This window comes from Paenibacillus sp. FSL R7-0198, from assembly GCF_038000415.1.
GTDB lineage: Bacteria > Bacillota > Bacilli > Paenibacillales > Paenibacillaceae > Paenibacillus.
This window is the reverse complement of sequence record NZ_JBBOCB010000001.1, coordinates 5,326,673-5,351,698: the sequence shown is the minus strand read 5'-3', so window position 1 is coordinate 5,351,698 and position 25,026 is coordinate 5,326,673. Positions and strand designations below refer to the sequence as shown.

Here is a 25,026-nt window from a genome sequence, read left to right as displayed (position 1 = left end):
CAGCTTGTGCTGAATTACAACTTCTCATCAGGCTTTAGCCCCACCTGCTCTTCGCTCCATGTCCAGAAACGCTCAGCTGAAGCATCATCAACGGCATGTGCCTTCAGCTGCTGCTCTTTCTGTTGATAGAAGTAACGCCCGGTGATGCCGACAACTTCAGGACTTGTGGCCAGATAAATAGCCGTTCGCGCCCCTTCTTCAGGGGACAAAAAGAATGGCAGCTTGCCCACAAACGCCATAATGCGTGTGCCAAATCCAGTATTGCGATCTACGCCAATGCTCGTTCCCACCGCACCAGGGTGTAGACAGTTCACCGTGACAGATGTGCCTGACAGTTTGCGGGCCAGCGCACGAGTGAACAACACGTTAGCCAATTTGGATTGGGCGTAGCTTTTGATCGGATTATAACTTTTGTGCAAATGTGGATCTTCAAAGTGGATTTTGCCGGCCTTATATGCACCTGACGAAACGTTCACAACCCGTCCCTGCTTCGCAGCTTTCAGAGGTTCTATCAAAAGTAAGGTCAACAGGAAATGCCCCAGATGGTTAATACCGATACTTTGTTCGAACCCGTCTGAGGTTTCCTTCCGCTTGACCATCACCACCCCCGCATTATTAACCAGAACGTCAAGGCTGTCATGGCGCTCGCGGAATGTGCGGGCAAACTGGCGTATACTTTCGAGTGAACCCAGGTCACACAACATCAATTCAATCGCAGAAGAGCCGGACTGACGCACAGCTTCCTGAAGAGACTCCTGTCCGCGCTTCTCACTGCGGCATGCCATGATTACCCGATATCCTTGTCTTGCAAGTTCAATAGTGGTTGCCAACCCCATACCTGAGTTAGCTCCTGTTACAATTGCTGTCTGGTTGAACATGAGGTACTTCCCTTCTGAACCTGAGGTTCCGAAATTAGAGGCGCAACGACGGACAATATGAGATAATGATAGGATCACATCTCGGTTTCCATGGGAGGACAAGTATGCTGACCAAAGAAGATTTTAAAAAAGTTAAAAAACAAGCCAAACTTGAAATCGCACTACTCGAACAGGAATATCAGGAAATCTTGCAGAACGTTGATTCTACGCTGTATGAAAAATACGGTATCTTTGACCAGGAAGAAACACGTGAGCTCACCCGAAAACGCAAAAACCGAAGATATGCTTCACTGGTCATCGAACTATGCGCCATTATTGAACAAATGTTACATCAACTGTACAGAGACGTATATCAGAAAAAGTTTAATTCGACCCAGCTGATGAAAACTCCTGCCTATCGTGCGCGCTCCAACATGGAGATTATTCAAGCCGAACTGAGTAAAGAATTCATTGCTCTTGAATCCGAAAAAGAACACTTCGCAGAAGCCCTTAGCCAGGTGTTTCAGACGAGGAACAAACTTGTTCATGATAACTTCTCATTTGTCTCCATCGTTAAGGATGGCAGTAATGAAGAAGAAACGTTTGAAACATTACTCCATACGGTAAAAAAATATAGAAAACACTTAAAATATAATCGCCCTGAATAACAACAATCATCGCTAAAAAAGAAAAGGAGGTGTACCGGACTACGGTCCGGACAACCATGAGCCATCCAACAACTTCGATTACTGTGCTAAATCTTCAGATTCCCACACCTTCTGGGAACAGCCCCATATTCCCCGTCATGCTTCGTGACGAAGATGGGGTAACCCTGGTGGATACAGGCATGATTGGACAATTTGCTGAACTTCAATCCGCTTTGGAACAAGAAGGCGTTCAACTCTCGGACGTCAAACGTGTGATTATTACCCATCAGGACATCGATCATATCGGTAATCTGGGCGCTCTTCTGGATGCTATTCCCGATCTGGAAATCTGGGCACATGCCGACGAGATTCCATATCTAACAGGTGAGAAATCTTTGATAAAGTTCACGCCTGAACGTCGTGCGTTGCTGCCCGCGCCCGTATTGGCACTGGCAGATCAACTGCTCTTGCAGCTGCCTGAAGTGAACATCAGCAGAACACTGGCGGACGGAGACTTGTTACCCCTTCAAGGTGGTACACAGGTTATTCATACACCGGGACATACCCCAGGTCATATCTGCCTGTATTTCGGTGAGCAGCAGTTCCTGCTCGCTGCCGATGAACTTCGTGTGGTCGATGATGAACTGGTTGGCCCAGCGCCACCCGCGACACCGGACATGCCTGAAGCGCTACGAAGCCTGAAGAAACTGACCGACCTTAAGCTCGATAAAGTCCTCTGTTATCACGGTGGAGAGTACACGAATGATCCCGCTCAGCGCATTGCCACACTTGCGGAGAGCGCAGAGTAGTAAAGAACGCGGAGCTGTGAGTATTTTTGGAATGACACAAGCATCCTATTAACGCTGTTTCTCTTCGTGCGGCATTGTGCGGAGTAGCTCATTCAAGATTAGGGCGACACATACATTACAATCAAGGAGCTGTCCCATAAGTCATGAATTTGACGGGAACAGCTCCTTTAATTAACTAACCATGTGCATATACTACTGCACTGGAGTTGTTTTGTAACGAATCTCTGACACCCTATACGCAGAATTTTGAGTATCAGTATTTTCTAACGAACTCCAGACACCTTAGTTACTCATTTCATTGGTTTTTCGGCAGGTTTCTAGTGAATTTTGGCGATATAACGTGACTGAGGTTCGTTATATACTATGAACGCCACCAAACCTCTATTTAAGGTGCGTCAGGTTCGTTAGAATAATTTTATTTAGAGCGATTCAGATTAGGGCACTTCAGGGCTTTGGCTTAAAGTTAAGCGGCAACCGTTCGTTTTAAACTTACTCCATCCTCAACCTTACGGGGATACCAATCCGGTTCGACGCTGTCCTGTAACACTGATTTTATCTCCTTTGACCCCGACTTAGCTCTCCGGAGTAAGTACAATCAGCTTGTCATCTCCATCTCGTGGCGATCCTCGTCCATCCCGATTGTTCGTAAGCACGTATAACTTTCCGTCCTCACCAGCACTCACATTGCGAATTCGACCCCATTCATCTTCGAAGATCGGTTCCACCTGCTCGACCTGTGTACCATCCTCCGAAAGAGTAACTTTCAGCAACTGCTCTCCACGCAGATTCGCAGCAATCAGTGATCCAGCCCAAGGTCCTTCTTCAACAAAAGCTACACCAGACGGTGCCCATGTATCATTCCCACTATGTGCAAGCGGAGCCTGATATGCGCCATTGTCATCGTTGTCTCCCTCCACCTCAGGCCAGCCATAATTCTCACCAGCTACAATCCGGTTGATCTCATCATGATTACGCTGACCATGCTCAGTGGAGTAGAGATAACCGTTGTCCGGGTTCCAGGCCAGTCCCTGTGCGTTACGGTGTCCCATACTGTATACAGGTGAATTCGGCCATGGGTTGTCTGCCGGGATCGATCCGTCGAGACCTATCCGCAATATTTTACCTCCAAGGCTATCTTGGTTCTGTGACAGTTCCGGTTCATACCGCTCACCTGTTGTGATATAGAGCAACTTGTCCGGGCCAATCTTGATCCGCCCACCGTTATGATTTGTTCCGCCTGGAATGTTACCTAGTAGTTCTTTATCTATGACCGCTTTGCCATCATTCACCTTGAGGCGTAAAACCCGATTGGCAATGTTGTCGCCTTCGAGATAGGAGTGGTATGCATACAAGTAACCGTTCTCCTCAAAGTCCGGATCAGCTGCAAGACCCAACAGACCTCCTTCCCCTTCTTCATTAAACGGAGCTGAGAATTCAATCAGTGGTTCAGAGGCCAGTTTTCCATCCTCAATGACCCGAATCGCACCAGGGCGTTCCGTTACAAACATCCGACCATCAGGCACACTTACAATCTCCCATGGTGCATTCAATCCTTCAACCAGAACGGACGCCTGATACGGAATAACCGTCTCCCCCTGCGCTTCACTCTCTTTTCCACCCACACTGGTATTGCCGCCGTTGGCTGTCTGTCCCTGACCTGTTCCCTGTCCCTGAGACGTCTGCTCTGTCCCTCCCGTAAAGGTTTCGCCTGAAGAACATGACGCGGTTAACAGTGCCACACTTAATAATGAAGCATACAGCGGAACGTTTACTCGATTATTCATGACTACATCTCCCTTCGCATATCGTTCTTTTGTATAAAATAATTAAGCCAAGCTTCAACGTATTGTTAATATATTGTACTCTATTGTTGTGGTGTTATTATTCATGTGTAAAGCGGTTTCGCCCTGTATTACCCTTCATACCAGCCGCTTAAACCGAGAATTCAAGGGATCCCGAGGACATGAAATCATCGCAGTTTGGAATTCCATCATAATCTTTTATAATAGAAGGATAGTATGAATGGAAAGGTGGACAACTACACTTATGAATCAAAACCCTTTATCTCGTCTTGAAGCCGATCTGTCCGGGCAAGGATTGGACGCCATGCTGATCACAGATCCGAAACATATCTACTATTTAACTGGATTTGCGAGCAATCCGCATGAACGCTTCCTTGGTCTGGTTCTTGCACGCGGCGAAGAGCCCCTGTTGATTGTACCCGCACTGGACGCAGAAGCTGCCGCTGCCGCTTCCTCGGTATCCAACATTGCCACGCACACGGATACGGATAATCCGTACGCTTTGTTTGATCGTTATCAGGGGCGCTTGGGCCGGGTTGGTCTCGAGAAAGAATACGTGACGGTCGCACGTTATGAGCAGTTGACCGCCGCTCTGGGTGCAGCCAGCTTTGAAGATGTTGGCCCGTTGCTTCGCACATTACGTGTGAAAAAAACACCAGATGAAGTAGCCCGCATTCGCCACGCCATTCATCTAATTGAAGAAACTCTTCGTCAAGGCCTCTCTCATGTTCGTGCAGGCGTAACCGAGATTGAACTTGTCGCAGAGATGGAGTATCAGATGAAAAAGCTGGGTGCCGATGGCCCTTCCTTTGATACCATGGTGCTCACGGGACCCAAAACAGGTCTGCCACACGGTACACCGGGTGAACGGAAACTGCAACATGGTGACCTGTTGATGTTTGACATGGGTGTGTATGCTGGAGGATATGCCTCGGATATCACACGTACATTCGCCTTTGGTGACATCTCACCTGAACTCAAAACCATCTATGACACTGTGCTCGCAGCGAACGAAGCTGCTATCCAAATCGTGAAACCAGGCATTACCTGCGCCGAAGTGGATCGTGCAGCACGCCAGGTAACGGAAGTAGCGGGATACGGCGAACGTTTTATGCATAGAGTAGGCCACGGATTGGGTATCGACGTACATGAGTATCCTTCCCTCCATGGAGAGAATATGGACATCCTGAATGAAGGTACCGTATTCACGATTGAACCGGGCATCTATACCGCAGCAGGCGGCGTTCGTATCGAGGATGATGTAATTGTGACCGAGACGGGTGTCGAAGTTCTGACAACATATCCAAAAGAACTGCAAATCCTTACCGACTAATTCAATTGGATCTATGTCAAAAACAGCCCATATACATCCAATGCTCAGCCGATATTATGTATCATGAACTAAACTGCACGCAACTGTGCTGAACTGTATCTTCAATAATATAAAATACACACGCGAACACAAAAATCCCGCGAATCCATGAATATCATGGGTTGCGGGATTTTAATTAATACAAAGCATATCCTAAATTACTCCGTCTGCATTCTACGTAATCTTATTCCTGCTCACTCATTTACCATTAGTCAAACTCATGCGTGATATCCTGCCAAGACTCTAGCTGTGGCAACTGTTGCTTCCCCCAGTAATCCAGAAACCATTGAATAATCCCAGTTGTATCTGTTGTGCTGTAGCTGTAATGCAGGAAACCGTCCTCGCCTTCCTGCAAACGAATCTCCGCCACCATTTGCCCTGGTTCCTCAAGCGCAGCAGCCTGCATATACATACTTCCCTCCACCAGCTCCGAAGGTTTAAGTACTACGTATTCATGCAATTCCAGATTGGAGATCAACTCCACCAATAACGAGGCATTAATGTTATCATTCTCGTAGGTTGTGCCATTGCTTTCCAGTGTATAACGCAGTGTAGAATACATGTGCGATTCCCCTTTGTATGAAGTCATTGTTGGCTAATAATAAATGATACACGCTCATAAACGACAGGTCGTTTATATTATAACTTTTTCATAAAAATGTAAAAAGGATTTTTCTTGTTTCGGGACTTTTCTATGAAAAAAACCCTTGCTGAGTCCGAATTACAATTGACTGCGCAGAGGGTGATTTTAAGTGATACTCTTTGAATATTGTCTAAGCTTCATCCTTAAACTTAAAGCTGCGTGCGGCATACAGAAACGGTGTTCCAACCGCAGTTAATACAAATTTGATAATATACGTCGTCAGGAAGATTTCCAGCCAAACATCCCAAGGGTAGATAAACGCAAACGCGATTGTGCAGAACACCAGTGTATCCACAAATGAACTGATGATCGAACTACCGTTGGTGCGTATCCACAACTGATTGCGTCCTGGGGCCACCTTGCGCAGCCAGGAGTACAATCGTACATCCAGGAACTGACTGATAAAGTAAGCCGTCAGACTTCCGAGTGCCAGACGTGGCAGCAGACCGAACAGCTTCGCCATGGATTCCTGTGCAAAGTCCGTCGGTGCCGGGTCAAAGAACAACACCATCTGCATCAGAACCGTCGTCATGATCAACGTAAAAAAACCGAACCATACGGCTTTGCGTGCCTCACCTGGTCCATACTTCTCATTAAGAAGGTCACTGGTCAGGTACATGCTGACATACATCGTGTTACCAAGCGTCAGCACGATTCCCATGATATCTATCGTTTTGGTCACCTGAATGTTGGCTATAACCGTAGCCACACCAATCCAGGCATAGAGACCTTTTTTACCGAACAAGCGGTAACACAGCAAGAAAAATCCATAAGTTACGAGAACAAAAACTGCTCCCCACCCTAAGTTAAACATAAATACATACACTGCCTTCCTAGTTTTGATTACGCGGGATGGTTACGAACCGCGGTTTGGCTCAGGGCCAAAACATGAATACTCTATCACATTTCTCGTCCCATGAACAGAACTAAATAACTCCAAGTGTGCCTGAGTGACTACGATCCCTTCTATATTCCTCCCGCTTCCCTCTTGACCATACTAGTTTTTACTACCCCTATTCCCCTTGCACCATGTATCGAAAAAGAAGACTGCTTCACCACCGTGCACAGTTTAGCTTGATTTCCGCAAAAAAAAACCGCCCTCCGGATTCCTCCGAAGGACGGCTTTTCTCACTTGATTTGTAGACGGCTCTAGCTATCTTAATGTGAGCTTTTATCTAATCCCATTCTGTATTAAGCCTGAGCCGCAGAATCCAGCTCACGGCTTTGATCGTTAAACGTGTCCCGATCGTTTTCCTTCAAAATTCTGCTCGTCACGAGTCCTGATGTCATCGACCCGTTCACGTTAAGCGCTGTACGACCCATGTCGATCAGCGGCTCCACGGAAATGAGCAGTCCAACCAGAGCCACAGGCAGATTCATGGTGGACAATACGATCAGGGAAGCGAAGGTTGCCCCGCCGCCAACGCCAGCCACACCAAACGAACTGATCATGACTACGAGGATCAAAGTCACAATGAAGTCCCAGCTCAGCGGGTCGATGCCGACCGTCGGAGCAATCATCACCGCCAGCATGGCCGGATAGATCCCGGCGCAGCCGTTTTGCCCAATCGTAGCCCCAAAGCTTGCAGACAGGTTCGCAATGCCGTCCGATACGCCGAGTTTCTTCGTCTGTGTCTCCACATTCAGCGGGATCGCCGCTGCACTTGAACGGGACGTAAAGGCAAATACCAGTGTTGGCAACACCTTCTTCAAATACGTAACCGGGTTGAAGCCGGACAGAGAGATAATGATCAGATGAATAATAAACATGATCGCCAGCGCGATATAAGACGCAATCACGAATTTGATGAGCTTTAATATCTCTTCCGCATTGGTTGTCGCCGTTACCTTTGTAATCAGTGCTAAAATCCCGTAAGGCGTAAGCCTCAGCACCAGTGTAACAATTCGCATAACCACCGCATACACCGCATTAACCATACCGCGGAACGTCTCCGCCTGCTGTGGTTTTTTGCGATCCAGTCCAAGTACGGCTACACCGATAAACGCGGAGAAGATAACCACCGCCAGTGTGGATGTACGACGTTCTCCTGTCATATCTGCAAATGGATTCGAAGGAATGAATTCTAGCACTTGCTGCGGGATGGTCTGATCCTTCACATCAACAAGCCGTTCCTCCACCTTCTGAATCTGCGCATTCTCCCGGTCTCCTCCTTGAATCTCAATGGAAGTCAGGTTGAAGCCCAGACTGGTCACAATGCTGACCCCTGCGGCAATCGCTGTCGTGATCAACAGAATGGCAATAATGGAAACACTCATCTTGCCGAGATTTTGTTTGCCCTTCAGATTCATAATGGCCGAGATGATGGACACCATGATCAATGGGATCACGACCATTTGCAACAAACGAACATATCCTGAACCGACCAGATTGAACCAATCGACTGATTTCGTAACTACATCAGAACCTGATGTGTACACCAATTGAAGAATAACCCCGTACACAACCCCCAGTCCCAGACCCGCAAATACGCGTTTCGTAAAGGAGATATGCTTTTTCTGCATCCAGTAGAGGATGCCAAGTAAGGCAAGCATAACCACTACATTCAATATGACTAGAAAAGTATCCATTTCTTTTAAATCCTCCTCAGGTATGTGTGTAACCGGAAAATATCCGATTTTCTCTTTTATCTTTTGTACTTCCGACAAAGACATTTTACAATATAACATATAACAAACTATTCTGGTAGGTATTAATTGATATTATGTAATATGCATGTAACAGATTCATCTATTTCTGAAAAAAATACACCAAATCGTGAAAATTGTTCTATTCAACCTCCGGTTAATTTTGTAATATAGGTATATCCGCTTATTCCCAAGTTTTCTCAACGTATAATTTAGGTCTTTCTTCATTGGTAGATAGGTCTTAGGATTACGGAAAAGCGACAATGTTAATGAACTTGACGTGAAAGGATGATCATATGTTTCGTAATCGCACCGTTGCCGGTAAAATCAGAGGCACTTTGTTCCTCGTTCTGCTGGTTGCTTCCCTGTTGTTCAGTATTAGTTTTTACGCCGTTTCGATGAATATTATTCAAAGCTACGTGCTGCCGCAGTTTGACAAAGTCCTAAACACGTCCATTCAGGATATATACAAGAATACTTCAGCATCCAAAATCCTACAGGTACAGAGTGGCGGAGCCGGTTCTGAAGGTGCTGCCATGACCGTGGAATCGTATCTGGCAGATAAAGCAAAAGAACATAATTTGGATGCGGCTTACGTTGTTGCTATTCAAGATGGCTCAGCCAAAGTGGTTGTTGCCAACTCTTCCTCAGGCATGAAAGCGCAGGATGAGATCAGTGTAGAACCCGCAATGAATGCAGCTATTGAGAACAAAGAAATGGTAATCAGTGAGGTCTACTCCGATTCCTTTGGTGTACATAAAGCAGCCTTTATCCCCATTGCAGGAAGTAACATGATTATGGCTGTGAGCATGGATGCCCAGTTCATTCAAGACAAGATTACCCAGATTTTCTGGTTATGTCTTGGGATTACAGCATTAGTGTTTGTGCTCGGGTGGCTTATCTCCACTAGTATGATCAAAAGAGTGACCAAACCGATCATCAAGCTTGTCCAACATAGTAAACAAATTTCCCAAGGCGATCTGACCGCTGAGCTAGAGATCAAAGGCAAAGATGAAATTGCCCAGCTTGCCGCAAGCTTCCAGACGATGACGCATAACCTGAAAGAAATGATTAGCCGTGCCTTGTCTACATCCAATGAAGTTGTGTCAGGTTCCAATGACCTGCTTCAGCGAGTTGAATCGATGTCTGGTATGGTTCGAAACTCCAGCCGCTCCGCAGAAGATGCAGAAAAAGGCAGCATCAGCATTGCCTCAAGCGCATCCGAGAACGCGAGAGCTATGGAAGAAATTACGCAAGGTATCATGCATATTGCTTCTTCTTCCGCTGAAGTATCTGACCAGATTGGTGAAGCAGCCAACGAGGCAGTTAACGGTAACCGACTGGCTCAGAATGCCATTGAGCAGATGGAGCGTGTAGGCCAGACAGCAAGCGAATCGTTGCGTTATGTCGAAACTATGAATGAACGTTCGGTAGCTATCGGCACCATTGTTGCTTCCATTTTTGAAATCACCAAACAGATTAACATGCTGTCACTCAACGCCTCCATTGAAGCAGCACGTGCCGGAGAACATGGCCGCGGATTCGCTGTTGTTGCTGGAGAAGTTCGCAAACTTGCCGAGCAATCCAAGACAGCCACCGAAGAAATTTCGGATTATCTGGGTACCATTCGTGAAGACGCTGAACGCTCGGTTGACGCCATGAACCGTGTAACCCAGGAGATTGGTTCAGGCACAACTGTCGTTCAACAAGCAGGATCAGCCTTCCAGCAACTGAATGAATTGATTCAGAACGTGAATCTGACCATTCAGACCGTCTCGGCTTCTACACAACAAGTATCTGCTGGTGCTGAAGAAGTGAGTGCATCCGTTGAAGAAACAGCACAGATTACGACCAAATCCCGTGAGAGCATGTTACAGATTGCTTCAACAGCAGACCTGCAGCTCAGCGAGATGGATTCCCATTCGAATACAGTTCGTCATCTGCATGAACAAGCTGTAGAGCTGCAATCCGCTATGAAAAATTTCAAAATAAACTAACAGGTTAACCATTAACCTATCATGACCTGTTTTAAACCTCATTTAATCATAGGATATACAATACCCCCATGCCGCTAACATTCCGTTTCTAGAGAACGGTTTGTCGGACATGGGGGTATTGTTGTTTCACTCGGGTGCCTGAAAACCCATAATCTCGTACACGCGCTTCATATCCAATGCCGAACGCAACGATTCGGCTACCCGATCAAACTCCATCTCCTTACGCTCATGCGCACTATACGTCTCCTGAAGTGGAGCCAGTCCCTTTCCTGCACGCAAAGCATTCAGCCAAGAACGTCGGAATTGATCACTTTCAAACAAACCATGCAGGTAGGTTCCCCACACGCTGCCATCTACTGAGCCCCAGCCTTCTTGGAAAGGTTGGCCACCTGGATGGGATATTTCAAATAGTGCGGTTACACGTTCAGGCTCGTGGCACTCTGTAACACCCATATGGATCTCATATCCATGAATAGGTAATGGAGATGTTTCCAGATCTGGTTCACCAAACAGACGAATCGGATTCTGAGGTTGCACCCGTCCGGAAGCCCTGACTGTCTGTTTTTCCTGAAGAAATGTTGTCGATAGCGGAAGCCAGCCAAGTCCCTTCGCTTCCTGGATCTGATTCGCCTCCACTGCAAACGGGTCCTTCAGATGTCTTCCAAGCATCTGGTATCCACCACATATCCCTACGAGCTGAACGTTGTCACGTTCGGTCTGGCTGGCAATCGCTTGCTCCAGTCCAGACTCACGCAGGAACGCCAGATCCCCTATCGTATCCTTCGTACCCGGCAGAAGAATAGCATCAGGACTTCCCAATTCCTCTGGCGAGGTCACGTAACGCACATTCACATCCGGTTCACGGGAAAGGGCATCGAAGTCTGTAAAGTTGGAAATTCGGGGATATCGGATCACCGCCAGATCCAGTTCTGTCTTGCCGGTTTTCCCATGACGCATGGAGTCCAGCACCACTGAATCCTCTGCTTCAATCTGAATATCTCTTATGTAAGGCAATACACCCAATACTGGAATTCCTGTCCGTTCTTCGAGCCAGTCGAGTCCCGGCTGCAACAGGGACAGATCACCGCGGAACTTGTTGATGATAAAACCTTTCACACGCTCGACCTCATGTGGCTCTAACAACTCCAGTGTGCCGACAATAGAAGCAAATACGCCGCCCCGATCAATATCAGAGATCAGAATGACTGGAGCATCGGCCCAACCTGCCAGATTCATGTTGACGATATCCCGGTCTTTCAGATTAATCTCCGCAGGACTGCCTGCTCCTTCCATCAGCACCACATCATAGGCGTCCCGCAATCGGTTCAGCGCATCCATCACCGTCTGCTTTGCTTCAGGCAGGAACTTCTGGCGATAATCTGATGCACTCATCTGGGCAAAAGGTACACCGTGTACCACGATCTGAGAATGCATGTCCCGCACAGGCTTGATCAGGATCGGATTCATATCCGTCGTGGCTTCAATACCGCAGGCTTCGGCCTGCGCGCCTTGGGCACGGCCAATCTCCTTACCGTCTTCTGTTACGTAGGAATTCAGTGCCATATTCTGTGACTTGAACGGGGCTGGCTTGAAGCCGTCCTGCTTAAATATACGGCACAGCGCCGTTGTGATGACACTTTTGCCTACATCGGAAGCCGTTCCTTGCAGCATCAGTACCGCCGCTGGTTGTGATGGCCTATCTTCCACGCTCTCTCCCCCTGTCTCCGTGTTATATCCAGATCACCTTGCTACCAACCTCATGCGTAACACTTTCCATACTGCTTCATACTTCAAAAGTTACAGCCAGAACAGTCCTTGAAGCACGCTCAGCACGGTCAACAAAGCCGCCTCCAGCAGCTCATTCATGGCACCATACGTATCCCCGGTTAAACCACCGAGCCGTTCACTGATCCGGGCAGCCACGAATCGGCCGATATAATAACACGCCACAGGCAGTACAATAACCGCCGTCACCGGGTATAGCCACCATGGCAGTGTTCCCAGCCCACTCACCATCGCATCTGCAATCCCCATATCCGGCTTGAAAAGCCACACCGCGGCAAACGTAAGTGCCCCTGCGACCAAGGTTAGGCCTACAGCTGAACTGCGTGCACGCTGGACCTCCTTCCGCTCACCCAGACCTTTAAACAATACAGCAAGTCCATCATCTCCCCGTGCATTCGGCCAGGCCGACATCGCATACACCATGAACCAGCGGCTCCAGATCATCGGCAGGATCAGCAGCGCACCGTACACCCAGTGACCCCGGGCAATAAAATCGGCGATCAGCGCAGCCTTCATCATCAGAAGCAACACGCAGGCGATCACGCCCATTGCCCCGACACGACTGTCCTTCATAATCTCCAGCATCCGCTCACGGGTACGATAACTGAGCAAGCCATCCGCCGTATCCATCCATCCGTCAAGATGGAGTCCTCCGGTGAGCCATACCCATAACGTCAAGGTCAGGACGGCTGCCGGGAAGGCGGGAAGCACTGCACCGCTTAAGGCTCCCATGAGCCAGACACATAGGCCGATTGCAGCACCGACCAGCGGATAAAAGACTACACTTTCCCGCAGCAACGGCGGGACAAAATCGATTTGCATTTTGACAGGGAAACGGGACAAAAATTGAAAAGCGGCTGCCGCCGCATGTTTACGCTGAGGAGCAGGCGTGCCCTCCTTCATAAGCGGTACTCCTTGCTTTTTAGTTCAATCGCAATGCCTACGGTCACCAGAAACACTTCACCGCATATCGCCGCAATGCGCTGATTCAGTACACCGGCCAAATCCCGATATCTCCTGCCAAGGGCATATTCCGGTACGATCCCGTCCCCCACTTCATTCGTAACCAGAACAAGTAAACCGGGATAGGTTCGAATCGCTTCAACCAGCTCGTCCAAATGTCCCTGTAACACCTGCTTCTCGTCATGCTCATGCGCTAACAAAACATTTGTCAGCCACAGCGTCAGGCAATCCACCAGAACGGTGGGTGCAGAAGTCCCTGTATGTCCTTCACCCATGCGGCTTATCAAAGCAGGCAGATGTATCGGCTCTTCCGTTGTATGCCACAGATACCCCGATGCCTCGCGCTGATGCTGATGCATGGCGATACGCTCCCGCATTTCATCATCGTACGCCTGAGCTGTCGCGACATACCAGGCCTCCGAGGAACGTTGCATGCAGAGACGCTCGGCAAAGGAGCTTTTGCCACTGCGTGCGCCGCCTGTCACCAGTACGCTCATCGGGAACTCTCTCCTTGCAGGGATGAATCAACCGACGCAGCGGAGTCCGAAGCATGGTTTGCCCCGTCCGAGACACCCGCGCTTGCAAAGGTTGCCATCTCGTTCAGAATGAGACATGCTGCGTCAATCAGATGAAGACTAAGCACACCGCCTGTGCCTTCACCCAGACGCATGTCCAGATCCAGCATCGATTTCAGGTCCAGTTCACGCAGCAGCGCTCCATGCCCATTTTCATGTGAAGTATGAGAAGCGATCATATAAGCCGTACTCAGAGGTGCAAGTTGTCTTGCCACCAGCGCTGCCGCGGTAGAGATGAACCCGTCTACAACGACCGGACACCGATGAGCAGCTGCTGCGAGGATAACCCCCGTGAGTCCAGCAATCTCCAGTCCACCCACCTTGCACAGAACATCCAGTGCATCATCCGGGTTCGGTGCGTTTACGCTAAGCGCCCGGCTGACTACAGCAGCCTTGCGCTGCAAGCCTGCATCATCAATCCCTGTACCTCTCCCCACAGCGGCAGCCGGTGCAACTCCGGTTAACGCGCTCATTACCGCAGCACTTGCAGTTGTGTTGCCAATTCCCATCTCCCCGGTGACAAACAGCTGTGTTCCCTTCGCCACCTCTGCCGATACAACTTCGGCTCCTGCAAGGATAGCCCGAACTGCCTCATCCCGAGCCATCGCTGCCCCTCGGGCCATGTTGGCCGTGCCTTTACGAATTTTGCGGGAGAGCAGGTCCGGATGTTCAAGATCGGCATTCACACCGATATCCACACAGATCACATTAGCTCCGGCGTGACGGGCAAGCACATTCACCGCAGCGCCTCCAGCGAGGAAATTCAGGACCATCTGCGGGGTCACTTCGGCGGGAAAAGCACTGATGCCCTCTTCCACTACGCCGTGATCCGCGGCCATGACAATGACCGCCCTGTGATCAAAACGCGGACGTGCATTGCCCGTCATACCTGCCAGGCGGATCACCAGCTCTTCCAATTTGCCCAGACTCCCCGGCGGCTTTGTCAACGAATCCACATGTGCAGAGGTATCTGCCTCCACTTCCTGGTCAGGAGCAGTAATCTTTTTCGTTAATTGCTCCAACACCTGTTCATTATTCATACAACCAGCACTTCCTTCATCAAAATATGGGTTGCCCCGCTTCATTTAATCGATGTCCCGCCGCAGCAGCAGTTGAGGTATGGCATGGTCGGGATGGGAGACAATCGCGGGTTTGACGCGAAATATATCCTGGATATTCTCATCGTTGATCAACGTATGAGGTGTGCCCTTTCCAACCGCCATGCCCTCACGGAGCGCCAGAATGTGATCGCAAAATAACGCGGCCAGATTCAGATCATGCAGCACAGCCACAATTGTAATGTTAGTCCTCTGTCGCCATGCCGATAACAATTCCATGAATTGCAATTGATATTTAATATCCAGAAACGTGGTCGGCTCGTCCAGCAGCAGTAACCTCGGCTCCTGAGCCATAACTTTGGCTAGTGCGACTCGCTGCCGTTGCCCGCCGCTGAGTGCATCCAACGGTCTGTCCGCCAGCTCTGTCAATCCTAGATCTTCAAGCACCTTGTCCACTACAAGTGCCCCATCACCCGTTTCCCGCCCCAGCCAGTTCTGGTATGGATATCGCCCCATCTCCACCACGTCTCGCACGGGATAGGAGATGGCTGGCAAGCCATCCTGCTGCAATACAGCGATCATGCGCGACAGGTCCTTACGGCTGTAAGAGCCAATATCTCGACCATCGATACGGATCTGACCTTCGTTTAACTGTTCCGTTCCGGCAATAAGCTGGATCAGGGTAGACTTGCCGCTGCCGTTTGGTCCGACAACTCCCCACCAGTCACCTTCGCCAACATGCCAATCTACATTGCGCAATGCCTGATGATTGCCATATGACTTCCCTGCTCCCTTAATGGAGATAAGTGAAGTCGAGTTGGAACTGGTACTGGAATTCATGGCATCATCCCCTTCTGCAACTTTTTGTTCCGGTGCAGCAGGTAAGCAAAGAACGGCGCACCAACAAAGGCGGTGACAACACCGAGCGGAATTTCAGTTGGCGCCAGCAACGACCTTGCGATGGTATCTGCCCACACCATGAAGATCGCACCACCAATGGCAGACAAAGGTACCAACAGTCGGTAATCCGGTCCCACCAGCAGCCGCAACATATGCGGGATCACCAATCCAACGAATCCGATGACACCTGATACCGAGACAGCCCCTGCGGTCAGCAGAGTGCCAACTGCCAGCACGGACAGCTTAAGCCGGTCTACTCCGATCCCGATATGTGCTGCTTGACGTTCTCCCAGTGCAAGCACATTCAACGAGCGTGCGCGGCTCCAGAGAAAGACCAGCCCTAACAGAAAATACGGGAAAAGGATGGCCGTATACGACCACCCACGCAGAGCCAGACTTCCCATCGTCCAGTATATAATTTCATTAATCGTCTGTTTCGACATGGTCGACAGGAAGGAAACAACTGCGCCCAGGAAACTTTGCATGACCACACCAGCCAGAATGAGGCTGTGTGTAGGTATTTTACGCCCTTCACGAGCCAGTGCCATAACAAACCATAACGTGATTACACCCGTCAAAAACGCCACCAGTGGCAACGTCCAGATTCCGATCAGTGCATACTGCAATCCGAAGAAAATCAGAAAGGCTGCACCCACCGAAGCACCGGATGATACGCCCAGGGTGAACGGGTCTGCCAGCGGGTTCCGAAGAACCCCCTGGAATCCCGCACCGGCAATCGCCAACGATGCGCCCACGAGCACGGCAAGCAGTACACGTGGAAATCTGACTTTCCAGATAATCTGTTCGGCTGCCTTATTCCAATCCGGTGTAATCCAATCGCCCACCCAGGGAATTTTGTGAATCAGGATACCTGCAATATCCCGGATCGGCAAAGCTACTGAACCAATGCCCGTGCAGATGAGCACGGTGAGCACCAGCAGCACCATGCCCGTCGTTCCGAACAGGATCAGCTTTTTACTCATTGGAATAAGTCAGGGTAGATCGCTTTGGCTACTTCTTTCAACCCTTGAGTTACCCGTGGACCCGGACGGCTCAGCAGGTTGGCATCCAGGCCAATAACCGCGTCATTTTTCACAGCCGTAATTTGATCCCAGCCACTGCGCGCCTTGATGATCTGATCCAGTGTTTTGGAGTTTTCATCAATTACATCATTAGCATACAGAATCACATCCGGGTTGGAGGCAATCACGTTCTCTTCATTGATTTCATACCAACCCTCTTTGTCCGAAGCAATATTGCTGCCACCGGCTACAGTGATGAGTTCATCCATAAATTCGCCTTTACCCACAGTCCAGCCTGGGGAGAATTCAACGTATACTTTTTTCTTATCTTCCGGTTTAACTGCCTTCACTGCTTCCGTTACATCCGTAACGTCCTGTTTCATCTGAGTGATGATTTCTTGTGCTTTTTCCTGATGATCCGTGATTTTACCGAAGGTTTCGATATTGTTCATCACATCGTCAATGGATTTAGGATCCGTTTTAAAAATGGTAATGCCCAGTTCACGCAGTTTCTTCACTGCATCTTCGCTCATCGAGATACCTGTGAAGACGATGTCGGCTTCAGCGGCAATGATGGACTCTTCATTGGGCTTGGTAATACCGCCCATTTTAGCTTTGGTTGTTGCCGCTTCCGGATAATCGTCATAGTCGGATACACCAACGATTTGATCGTCCAATCCAAGGGCAAACAGGGATTCCGTCTCAGCCGGAGACACGGATACGATTTTAGCTGGTGCCTTTTCAAAGGTGAACGATTCACCCGTTGCATCCGTAACAGTAAGTGGATATTGTGTTTTGAGGTCCGTCTGCGCCTGGCCTTGGGATTGCTCCTGTGCCGGTTGCTGTGAAGTACCTGTGCCCTCGTTTGTTGTTGCATTGCCACATCCGGCCAAAGCCAGTGCGAGTGCCGCTGCACTTAGCAGGGACGCTACGCTTTTCCAATTCTTGAAATTCATTCTCTTATTCTCCCCTTCTCTATTTGTACTATTTTCTTGCATCGTGCTCGAACTCTTATTCCCCATGTCTTGGTGTTCCTGTACAAGTTAAACCCATCAATTTTACACAAGTCCACTCCGATTGCAGTACCATCTTCCGATCGCTGTTATCCCCAGATTTTTTTGATTCCCTTTTCGAAAGGGAAAATCCGGGGATAAGCGTATGCTTCCGATGTAGCTTTCTTGTAGAAAGCTTTAAGCGAACACTCCGTTTCTTCAGATCGGTTCTGCACTCTTCGTTAACGTGTAAAAGTTCGGTTTATCTTACATGAACAATAAAAAATCCCCAATCCTTGGACAAGGATCAGGGATGACGTCTCGCATATGGCGATCTGTACATGTTCAACCAAGGGTTGTCCATGCGCATAGAATAGCCCGAAACGCTGTCCTTTCCTCGAAGGAACACCGGTTTGTACGTCCAGGGCAGGTAACCTGACTTACAGGAATCATCCTGTTTTACAGTGGCGGGACCGTGCCGGATTTGCACCGGCTTCCCCATTTCACCCTTGTGTGTTTCATGACTCGTAGTAATCTGCCATGAAAACAGCGTTCACACGCGGGACCCTTGGTCGCTGATATGGTAATTTCTGCATGTTGCATACTCGTTCAGGCTTCACAACCTGAAGCGTATCTGTACCATGCTGAAGTCACACTTCTGTTGTGATTATAGGGTATATTGTACATCCTTACAACCCGATTGGCGGAAAAGTCATTCTGCTGCCAAACCACTCATTCCCCTGTTGTTCAAGCTGAACCTGAATCGCCTGTCCCGGTACGACATGTGTATCCCAGAACCCAAGCCCGGCAATCAGACGGGACAAGGCATATCGGATGACACCACCATGCGTAACCACAACTATGGTTGGCACTTGACCCTCATTAACGTGCGTCGAAGGACGGCCCTCCAATAACATCTCTTGGAGAAAGGAGTCCAACCGTCCGGTAAACTCCTGCCACGATTCCCCCACAGGCGGAGTGACCTCCTGCGGGGCATCTATCCAGTTTCGGTACACAGAATTATCCTTGAGCTGCTCATACGTCAGCCCTTCCCACTGTCCAAAATCATTCTCGCGCAGGCGTGAGTCGAACTTCACCTGTCCGCTGGCATCAGGAAGAATCTGTTCCAGCGTCTGCCGGCAGCGAAGCAGATCACTGCAATATACCTCGTGCCACGAAACACGGCTCAATTGTTCATGAAGCGGAGCCAGTTCTTCTTTGGCATTTGGCAGCAGACCGATGTCGGTATGCCCCAGGTATCTTTTTTCCACATTCCACAGTGTTGTCCCGTGACGGACCCACAGAATGTTTCGTTTCAGTGAGCCGGGTTGATCCGTATGTACTTCATTGCCTGCATTCCCTTTATTTACAGCCATAACAGCGTCCCTCCTGCCAGCCACACACCCAGCGTTATGAACATGCACAGTACAACAAAAGCCCCTGCCGACCAGAACATCAGGCGTGATGTTTGCACAATATCCTCGGCTTCCATCGACCTTGTGGCCTCGCCCATATAGGCACGAAATGAAGCAACTCCGTGATACACGTTATGTCCGCCAAGCCGGATGCCCAGTGCTCCAGCCACCGCAGATTCGGGAAAACCGCTATTCGGACTTGGATGCAGTCTTGCATCCCGTGTGACCATGCGTGCTGCTCCTTTGGCGTCCAGCTTCATGACCCAGGCACCCACGATTAACAGAACCGCGGTCAGCCGGGCAGGTATCCAATTTGCCACATCATCCAGACGGGCCGAGGCCCAGCCAAGATGCAGATACTTGTCATTTTTATATCCGACCATGGAATCCAACGTGTTGACGGCCCGATAAGCCATGGCTAGTGGAGCGCCTCCAATGAGCGCATAGAATAACGGTGATACAATGGCATCAACGATATTTTCGGCAACTGTCTCTACCGTTCCCCGCACAACCTCCGGTTCATCCAGATGCGCCGTATCACGTCCAACAATCATGCCCAGTGAACGTCTGGCCGCCGGCCAATCCTGCTGCTTCAGATGACGATACACTTCCATACCTGCATCCTTCAGCCCTTTTGAAGCAATGGTCGTTGCAATGAGCACCACTTCAGCTGCCGCTGCAATGACAGGATGAATCAGCCCAAGCACAGATACGAGTCCCCAGGTGATGGCAAAAGAACCCCCCGCAATCACAATGGGGAACAACAGCCCTGCTCTCTTCAGCCCCGAATCTGTGCTCACACGCGAGCGAATGACACGCTCCAACGCCGAGATGCCTTTTCCCATGCCAATCACCGGGTGGGGAATCCAGCGCGGATCTCCGATACATCGGTCCAACAGGTACGCCAGTATAATAATCCAGGCTCCCGCCATGCCTGTCCAGAATGACCAGGTCCATAGATGCTCCACGTCAAAAGTCATTTGTGCCTGATCCTCTCTTTCCATAACAGTCCGGCCTGAAGGCTCTCCGTCACCGTGTCGTATACCAATCTGCCAATCGCCGCCCCTGCCGTAGTTGCTGTCCCGGCATAAGTGATCATCGGCTGAGGTTCTTCCACTGCCTGACGTACTGCAAACACAATGGCATCGGTTGTGGTACCGGTGGCGGGCAACCCGTTCTCCGAATCCAGAACACCCGCATCTGCCAGCGCGGCCGCTTTGGCTTCCACCGCCGTCTGTACTGCATTCACCATCGCCCCGCTGGTCATGCGTCCATTTAACCAGAGCATGATGTTAATTGTACCCGGGACATAGGATGGCATCGTCAGATTCCGTGCTGAAGGAGCAGAGCGCTCCCTGCCGGAAGACATCGTCTTATTTCCCGCCGCATCAAATACCGTTCTCTCCGATCCCGCGCGGGCTGCATTTGATACACCCGCAGTGGTACAGCACAGAAGACCAAATTCATCACTTGTATATTCCTGAATGGAGGTATGCTCCAGCCTTACGGCCGTCAATAATCCGGCACATTGATCCCGCGGCTCTTGCCATTCGTTCAGCGCTTGTTCGATATCACGCGGCGGATCATCACAGCGGTAATGCCTGTCCACATAGATGTTAAATATGCGATCCAGTTCAAACATCCCGCCGCCATATACCGCACTCGACAGCGCTTGGGCAGACCTTGGGCTCTGAGCTTTGATATGTCGTTCATGTGCGGAGATATTCAGACCGGTCCAGGAAGAGGAAGCATATTTATTCTCGCCTGTTTCACCATTCGCAAAGTAGTTATAAAACGGGAGTGTCACGACTGCTTCCCTCCCTGTGCCTGTTCCGAATCTTTTGTCTGCTCCCGCTGACTTGATTCATGAAGGGAGGACTGATCGACATTTGGATATCCCTTGCTTTCGAGCACGTTGCCCAGCACTTCGAGTAATGTAGCATTGGCGTCTGCATCCTTGACCGCGAAACGTACATGCCCTTTGTCAAGCCCCGGATACATGGCACAACTGCGAATCAGAATACCCCTTCGGCCCAGTGCCTCCTGCATTGATGCTGCTGTCCAAGGGGCCGGTACACGTACCAAAATAAAATTCGCCTCTCCCGGTGTCACCGCACATCCATACGCCTGCAGTCCTGCGATGAGGTGCCCCCGTTCCCGCGTGATCTGTGATATGGTCTCCTGTTCGTACCGTTCTCCGCTGCGCAGACAGGCTTCACCTGCCATGAGCGCCAGACCGTTGACACTCCAGGTCACCTGTTTCTTCGTCATCGCCTGGACGTATTCCGCACGGCCCAAAGCATATCCGAGACGCAAGCCCGGAATGGCATAAAACTTTGTCATCGAGCGAATGATGATTACATTCGGAAAGTCATTCAGATGTGCTGCCAGAGACTGACGCCGGGCTACCGGAATAAAATCCATAAAGGCCTCGTCAATGACAAGTACGGTTCCCGTTTCTTCCGCTTTGCGTGCAAGCCTTTGCAATATCTCAAGCGTGTATTGTACACCGTTTGGATTGTTGGGTTGGCCGAGGAAGAGCAGGTCTACCTTTTCCATGAGCTGCTCGATGTCCTCGGGTTCCGCTCGCCACGCCAGTTCTTCTCTTCCCTCCGTATGCACAACCTCGGCACCGAATTGTCGTGCCAACGCCCGGTACTCCGAGAATCCCGGTTCCACCGTACCCACCTTGCGCGGGGCAAGCCCCAGTAGAATGAGCGCCATGCTTTCGGCTGCACCGTTGCCCACGGAAATCTGCTCCTGCATCACACCAAGACGCTCGCTCAGTAGTGTTTTGAATCCTCGATGCGCCGGATCGGGATACCGAATCACCGACTGCAATCCTTGTTGTATAGCCTCCAGCACCCCTCTGGGCGGACCAAGCGGATTAATGTTGGAACTGAAATCCAGAAAATCAGCGGCTTCCCTCCCAAATCGTGACGCAGCCGTCTCCACGTCCCCTCCATGTCCGAACACTTCGATATAACCGGTCATTCTTCCGTCATCCTTTCTGTATGTCCTTTTTATTATGGATGGCACGGGAGGTGTGGGTCAATCCTGTTTTCTTTGTGTCCCAACCATAATTCGTTTACAATAGAAGAGGAATTTCGGTTCCTTTTGATAAACAAGGTTCACTACATAAGGGACTAGCAATCCCTCACATACATTAATGGAGGAATGACCATGCTGTTTGTTGACAACCAGGGCATTACAGATCCTTCTGTAAACCTTGCCATTGAGGAGTACATTCTGAAACATCTGCCGATGGAGGATGACAGCTATCTGCTGTTTTACATCAACCGTCCGTCGATCATCATCGGAAAGCATCAAAATACGATTGAAGAAATTAATATCGAGTACGTTCAGGATAACGGTGTGCAGGTGGTTCGTCGTCTTTCGGGAGGCGGAGCGGTATATCACGATCTGGGCAACCTGAATTTCAGTTTTATTACAGCGGATGACGGTCAATCCTTCCACAATTTCCGCAAGTTCACCCAGCCTGTGGTTGAAGCTTTGCACGAGCTTGGTGTAAATGCGGAGTTGACCGGGCGTAATGATCTGCAAGTGGGCGAAAAGAAAATTTCGGGCAACGCCCAGTTTTCCACACGTGGGCGCATGTTCAGTCATGGCACATTGATGTTTGATCTGAATCTGGAGCATGTTCAGGCTTCCCTGAACGTCAATCCCGAGAAATTCAAATCAAAGAGCACCAAGTCCGTGCGAAGCCGGGTCGCCAACATACGGGATCTAATTGACACCAACTTGACGATTGAGCAGTTCCGCGATGAGCTGTTACGTCACATTTTCAGAATGGAGCCTCAAGACGTTCCGCAATACAAGCTGACTGACAAGGACTGGGACAAAATCAAGGAAATTTCCGCTGAGCGTTATAACAACTGGGACTGGAACTATGGCTTGTCTCCGGAGAGCAATGTGAAGCACACACGCAAATTCCCTGTCGGTATCATCGATCTGCGCATGAACATCAAGGATGGACGCATCGAAGATATCAAAATCTTTGGCGACTTCTTCGGTGTAGGTGATGTGGCGGATATCGAAAATATGTTGCGTGGCAAGCGGTATGAGGAATCCGAGGTGCGTACTGCACTTGAGGGCCTGGATGTAAAACATTACTTCGGCAACCTTGAGCTGGAAGACTTTATTGGCCTTGTTTTCCTGGAAGAGTAGGATTTAGATGTAAGTATAGTTTTAGAACGAAGTCTAAGATTACACGTTAACGAAGAAGACAGAATTTATCGGGAGAAGCGAAGCGTTCGCCTTTATCAACGGATTTCCCCTTGGGGGAATGGAATCAAAAATCCGGGGATAACAGCGATCGAAAGATGAATCTGTATTCGGAGTGGCCTCGTGTAAAACTTATTTTTCGTTCGTTAATATAGATACAGATAAAAAAGGAGAGAAACACAGATGACCTACAAATTAATCGCAATCGATATTGATGACACACTGATCAACGACAACAAGGAAGTAACCCCTGCTACACAGACTGCTCTGGAACAAGCAGTTGCCCATGGTGTAACTGTAACGCTGGCGACTGGACGTGCTTATGCTTCCGCACAAGCGCTGGCTCGTCAAACCGGACTTAACGTGCCGATTATTACGTATCAAGGCGCATTGGTGAAAAACCTGCTGGACGAAAAAGTCCTCTATGAGCGTTATGTTCCACAGGAAGCCTCCCGCAAATTGTATGATTACTGCCTGGAGAACAATCTCCACCTTCAAACATACATTGACGACAAGCTGTATGCGCGTGAGGAAAACGACAAGCTGCGTGATTATGCCAAATTAAACGGCACCCAATATTACATCGAATCTGATTTCATCAAAGTCATCGAACAAAAAACACCGAAGCTGCTTATTATCGATGAGCCAGACTACTTGGATAAGGTTGCCGTTGACCTGCGTGAGTTGCTCGGACCACAAGTGCATATCACCAAGTCCAAACCTTACTTCCTGGAGATCATGCATAATGAAGGAACTAAAGGCCATGCCCTGACCTTCCTCGCTGACCATTTCGGTCACCAGCTCAGCGAGTGTATTGCCATCGGCGACTCCTGGAACGACCATGAGATGCTCGAAGTTGCTGGTCTTGGTGTAGCGATGGGAAATGCTATCCCTGCGCTGAAAGAGCTGGCGGACTACATTACGGCAAGTAATAACGAAGACGGCGTAAAAGAGGTTATCGAGAAGTTTGTGCTGAACGCAGAGTAAATAAGGTCAACAAACAGCCCGGTCGGCGAATTTCGCTGTACAGGGCTGTTTTTTTATTTTAAAGACATTTTCATTTTTCTGTGTGAACGATTATATTAGGTATATTTCTCTGTTATTTTTTATGTTTTGAAAGTAATAATGCCGTGATCAAGGATAATTGTAGTGAAATCGTAATCGCCATAGATAAAATGACACGATTTGTATCTAGGACATCAGCAAAAAACAAAACAATAAAAAATACAATAAATGAGATTATAATGCTAGCTATGAAATTTAAAATTATTCGTTTCATGTTTTGCCTACTTTCACGC

Annotated in this window: 22 protein-coding genes and 1 riboswitch; of the genes, 6 read left to right on the top strand and 16 right to left on the bottom strand. The window is 49.3% G+C overall.

The window, feature by feature from the left end:
* Positions 1-14 precede the first annotated feature (14 nt).
* Entirely contained in the window at positions 15-878 is an 864-nt protein-coding gene (locus MKY87_RS23250) for an SDR family oxidoreductase (RefSeq protein WP_339785424.1), read from the bottom strand.
* A gap of 104 nt (positions 879-982) precedes the next feature.
* Between MKY87_RS23250 and MKY87_RS23245 the strand changes: the two genes are divergently transcribed.
* Both MKY87_RS23245 and MKY87_RS23240 read left to right on the top strand, forming a co-directional pair.
* On the top strand, positions 983-1,525 hold the full coding sequence (locus MKY87_RS23245; RefSeq protein ID WP_339785426.1) for a hypothetical protein: 543 nt from the start codon (positions 983-985) through the stop codon (positions 1,523-1,525).
* Positions 1,526-1,581: 56 nt separating this feature from the next.
* The gene (locus MKY87_RS23240; protein ID WP_338592343.1) at positions 1,582-2,313 is read left to right on the top strand and encodes an MBL fold metallo-hydrolase; all 732 of its coding nucleotides are present in this window, start codon (positions 1,582-1,584) and stop codon (positions 2,311-2,313) included.
* A gap of 572 nt (positions 2,314-2,885) precedes the next feature.
* Here the strand turns inward: MKY87_RS23240 and MKY87_RS23235 are convergent.
* Positions 2,886-4,097 carry a PQQ-dependent sugar dehydrogenase gene (locus tag MKY87_RS23235; RefSeq protein ID WP_339785428.1) on the bottom strand — a complete coding sequence of 404 codons (1,212 nt, stop codon included), beginning with the start codon at positions 4,095-4,097 and terminating at the stop codon, positions 2,886-2,888.
* A gap of 262 nt (positions 4,098-4,359) precedes the next feature.
* Here MKY87_RS23235 and MKY87_RS23230 point away from each other — a divergent pair, with 262 nt between their 5' ends.
* Positions 4,360-5,448 carry a M24 family metallopeptidase gene (locus tag MKY87_RS23230; RefSeq protein WP_339785430.1) on the top strand — a complete coding sequence of 363 codons (1,089 nt, stop codon included), beginning with the start codon at positions 4,360-4,362 and terminating at the stop codon, positions 5,446-5,448.
* A gap of 247 nt (positions 5,449-5,695) precedes the next feature.
* Here MKY87_RS23230 and MKY87_RS23225 read toward each other — a convergent pair whose 3' ends face one another.
* The 3 genes from MKY87_RS23225 to MKY87_RS23215 form a co-directional block, all read right to left on the bottom strand.
* Positions 5,696-6,049: a hypothetical protein gene (locus MKY87_RS23225; protein WP_249911471.1), complete on the bottom strand. Its 354-nt coding sequence runs from the start codon at positions 6,047-6,049 to the stop codon at positions 5,696-5,698.
* A gap of 211 nt (positions 6,050-6,260) precedes the next feature.
* Positions 6,261-6,944 (bottom strand): queuosine precursor transporter, encoded by a 684-nt coding sequence (locus MKY87_RS23220; protein WP_017689950.1) that lies wholly within the window; start codon positions 6,942-6,944, stop codon positions 6,261-6,263.
* Positions 6,945-7,321: 377 nt separating this feature from the next.
* Entirely contained in the window at positions 7,322-8,719 is a 1,398-nt protein-coding gene (locus tag MKY87_RS23215; RefSeq protein WP_091033512.1) for an L-cystine transporter, read from the bottom strand.
* Positions 8,720-9,072: 353 nt separating this feature from the next.
* Here MKY87_RS23215 and MKY87_RS23210 point away from each other — a divergent pair, with 353 nt between their 5' ends.
* Complete coding sequence (locus MKY87_RS23210) at positions 9,073-10,773, top strand: methyl-accepting chemotaxis protein (RefSeq protein ID WP_289391560.1); 1,701 nt, start codon at positions 9,073-9,075, stop codon at positions 10,771-10,773.
* 126 nt (positions 10,774-10,899) lie between these two features.
* Here MKY87_RS23210 and MKY87_RS23205 read toward each other — a convergent pair whose 3' ends face one another.
* From MKY87_RS23205 to cobD, 11 genes are all read right to left on the bottom strand, one after another.
* A complete protein-coding gene (locus MKY87_RS23205; RefSeq protein ID WP_340967533.1) occupies positions 10,900-12,444 on the bottom strand; it encodes a cobyric acid synthase in 1,545 nt (514 codons plus the stop codon).
* A gap of 126 nt (positions 12,445-12,570) precedes the next feature.
* A complete protein-coding gene (gene cobS, locus MKY87_RS23200) occupies positions 12,571-13,461 on the bottom strand; it encodes an adenosylcobinamide-GDP ribazoletransferase (protein ID WP_340966377.1) in 891 nt (296 codons plus the stop codon).
* Complete coding sequence (gene cobU, locus MKY87_RS23195; protein WP_340966376.1) at positions 13,458-14,018, bottom strand: bifunctional adenosylcobinamide kinase/adenosylcobinamide-phosphate guanylyltransferase; 561 nt, start codon at positions 14,016-14,018, stop codon at positions 13,458-13,460. The genes cobS and cobU overlap by 4 nt, the downstream gene beginning before the upstream one ends.
* A complete protein-coding gene (cobT, locus tag MKY87_RS23190) occupies positions 14,015-15,136 on the bottom strand; it encodes a nicotinate-nucleotide--dimethylbenzimidazole phosphoribosyltransferase (RefSeq protein ID WP_340966374.1) in 1,122 nt (373 codons plus the stop codon). Before cobT ends, cobU begins: the two co-directional genes overlap by 4 nt.
* Positions 15,137-15,181: 45 nt before the next feature.
* Positions 15,182-15,994 (bottom strand): ABC transporter ATP-binding protein, encoded by an 813-nt coding sequence (locus tag MKY87_RS23185; RefSeq protein WP_340966372.1) that lies wholly within the window; start codon positions 15,992-15,994, stop codon positions 15,182-15,184.
* Positions 15,991-17,037 (bottom strand): FecCD family ABC transporter permease, encoded by a 1,047-nt coding sequence (locus tag MKY87_RS23180; RefSeq protein WP_074094020.1) that lies wholly within the window; start codon positions 17,035-17,037, stop codon positions 15,991-15,993. The genes MKY87_RS23185 and MKY87_RS23180 overlap by 4 nt, the downstream gene beginning before the upstream one ends.
* Positions 17,034-18,032 (bottom strand): ABC transporter substrate-binding protein, encoded by a 999-nt coding sequence (locus tag MKY87_RS23175; protein WP_074094019.1) that lies wholly within the window; start codon positions 18,030-18,032, stop codon positions 17,034-17,036. The genes MKY87_RS23180 and MKY87_RS23175 overlap by 4 nt, the downstream gene beginning before the upstream one ends.
* 444 nt (positions 18,033-18,476) lie before the next feature.
* Positions 18,477-18,626, bottom strand: a riboswitch (cobalamin riboswitch).
* Between the two features lie 131 nt (positions 18,627-18,757).
* Complete coding sequence (locus tag MKY87_RS23170) at positions 18,758-19,444, bottom strand: histidine phosphatase family protein (RefSeq protein ID WP_340909200.1); 687 nt, start codon at positions 19,442-19,444, stop codon at positions 18,758-18,760.
* Entirely contained in the window at positions 19,435-20,415 is a 981-nt protein-coding gene (gene cbiB / locus MKY87_RS23165) for an adenosylcobinamide-phosphate synthase CbiB (protein ID WP_340967531.1), read from the bottom strand. Before cbiB ends, MKY87_RS23170 begins: the two co-directional genes overlap by 10 nt.
* 44 nt (positions 20,416-20,459) lie before the next feature.
* Entirely contained in the window at positions 20,460-21,290 is an 831-nt protein-coding gene (locus MKY87_RS23160; RefSeq protein WP_340966369.1) for an adenosylcobinamide amidohydrolase, read from the bottom strand.
* Positions 21,287-22,477: a threonine-phosphate decarboxylase CobD gene (gene cobD, locus MKY87_RS23155; RefSeq protein ID WP_340966368.1), complete on the bottom strand. Its 1,191-nt coding sequence runs from the start codon at positions 22,475-22,477 to the stop codon at positions 21,287-21,289. The genes MKY87_RS23160 and cobD overlap by 4 nt, the downstream gene beginning before the upstream one ends.
* 189 nt (positions 22,478-22,666) lie before the next feature.
* Here cobD and MKY87_RS23150 point away from each other — a divergent pair, with 189 nt between their 5' ends.
* Positions 22,667-23,671 carry a lipoate--protein ligase gene (locus MKY87_RS23150; RefSeq protein ID WP_237176486.1) on the top strand — a complete coding sequence of 335 codons (1,005 nt, stop codon included), beginning with the start codon at positions 22,667-22,669 and terminating at the stop codon, positions 23,669-23,671.
* A gap of 240 nt (positions 23,672-23,911) precedes the next feature.
* Entirely contained in the window at positions 23,912-24,715 is an 804-nt protein-coding gene (locus MKY87_RS23145; protein ID WP_062833159.1) for a Cof-type HAD-IIB family hydrolase, read from the top strand.
* Positions 24,716-25,026: the final 311 nt, after the last annotated feature.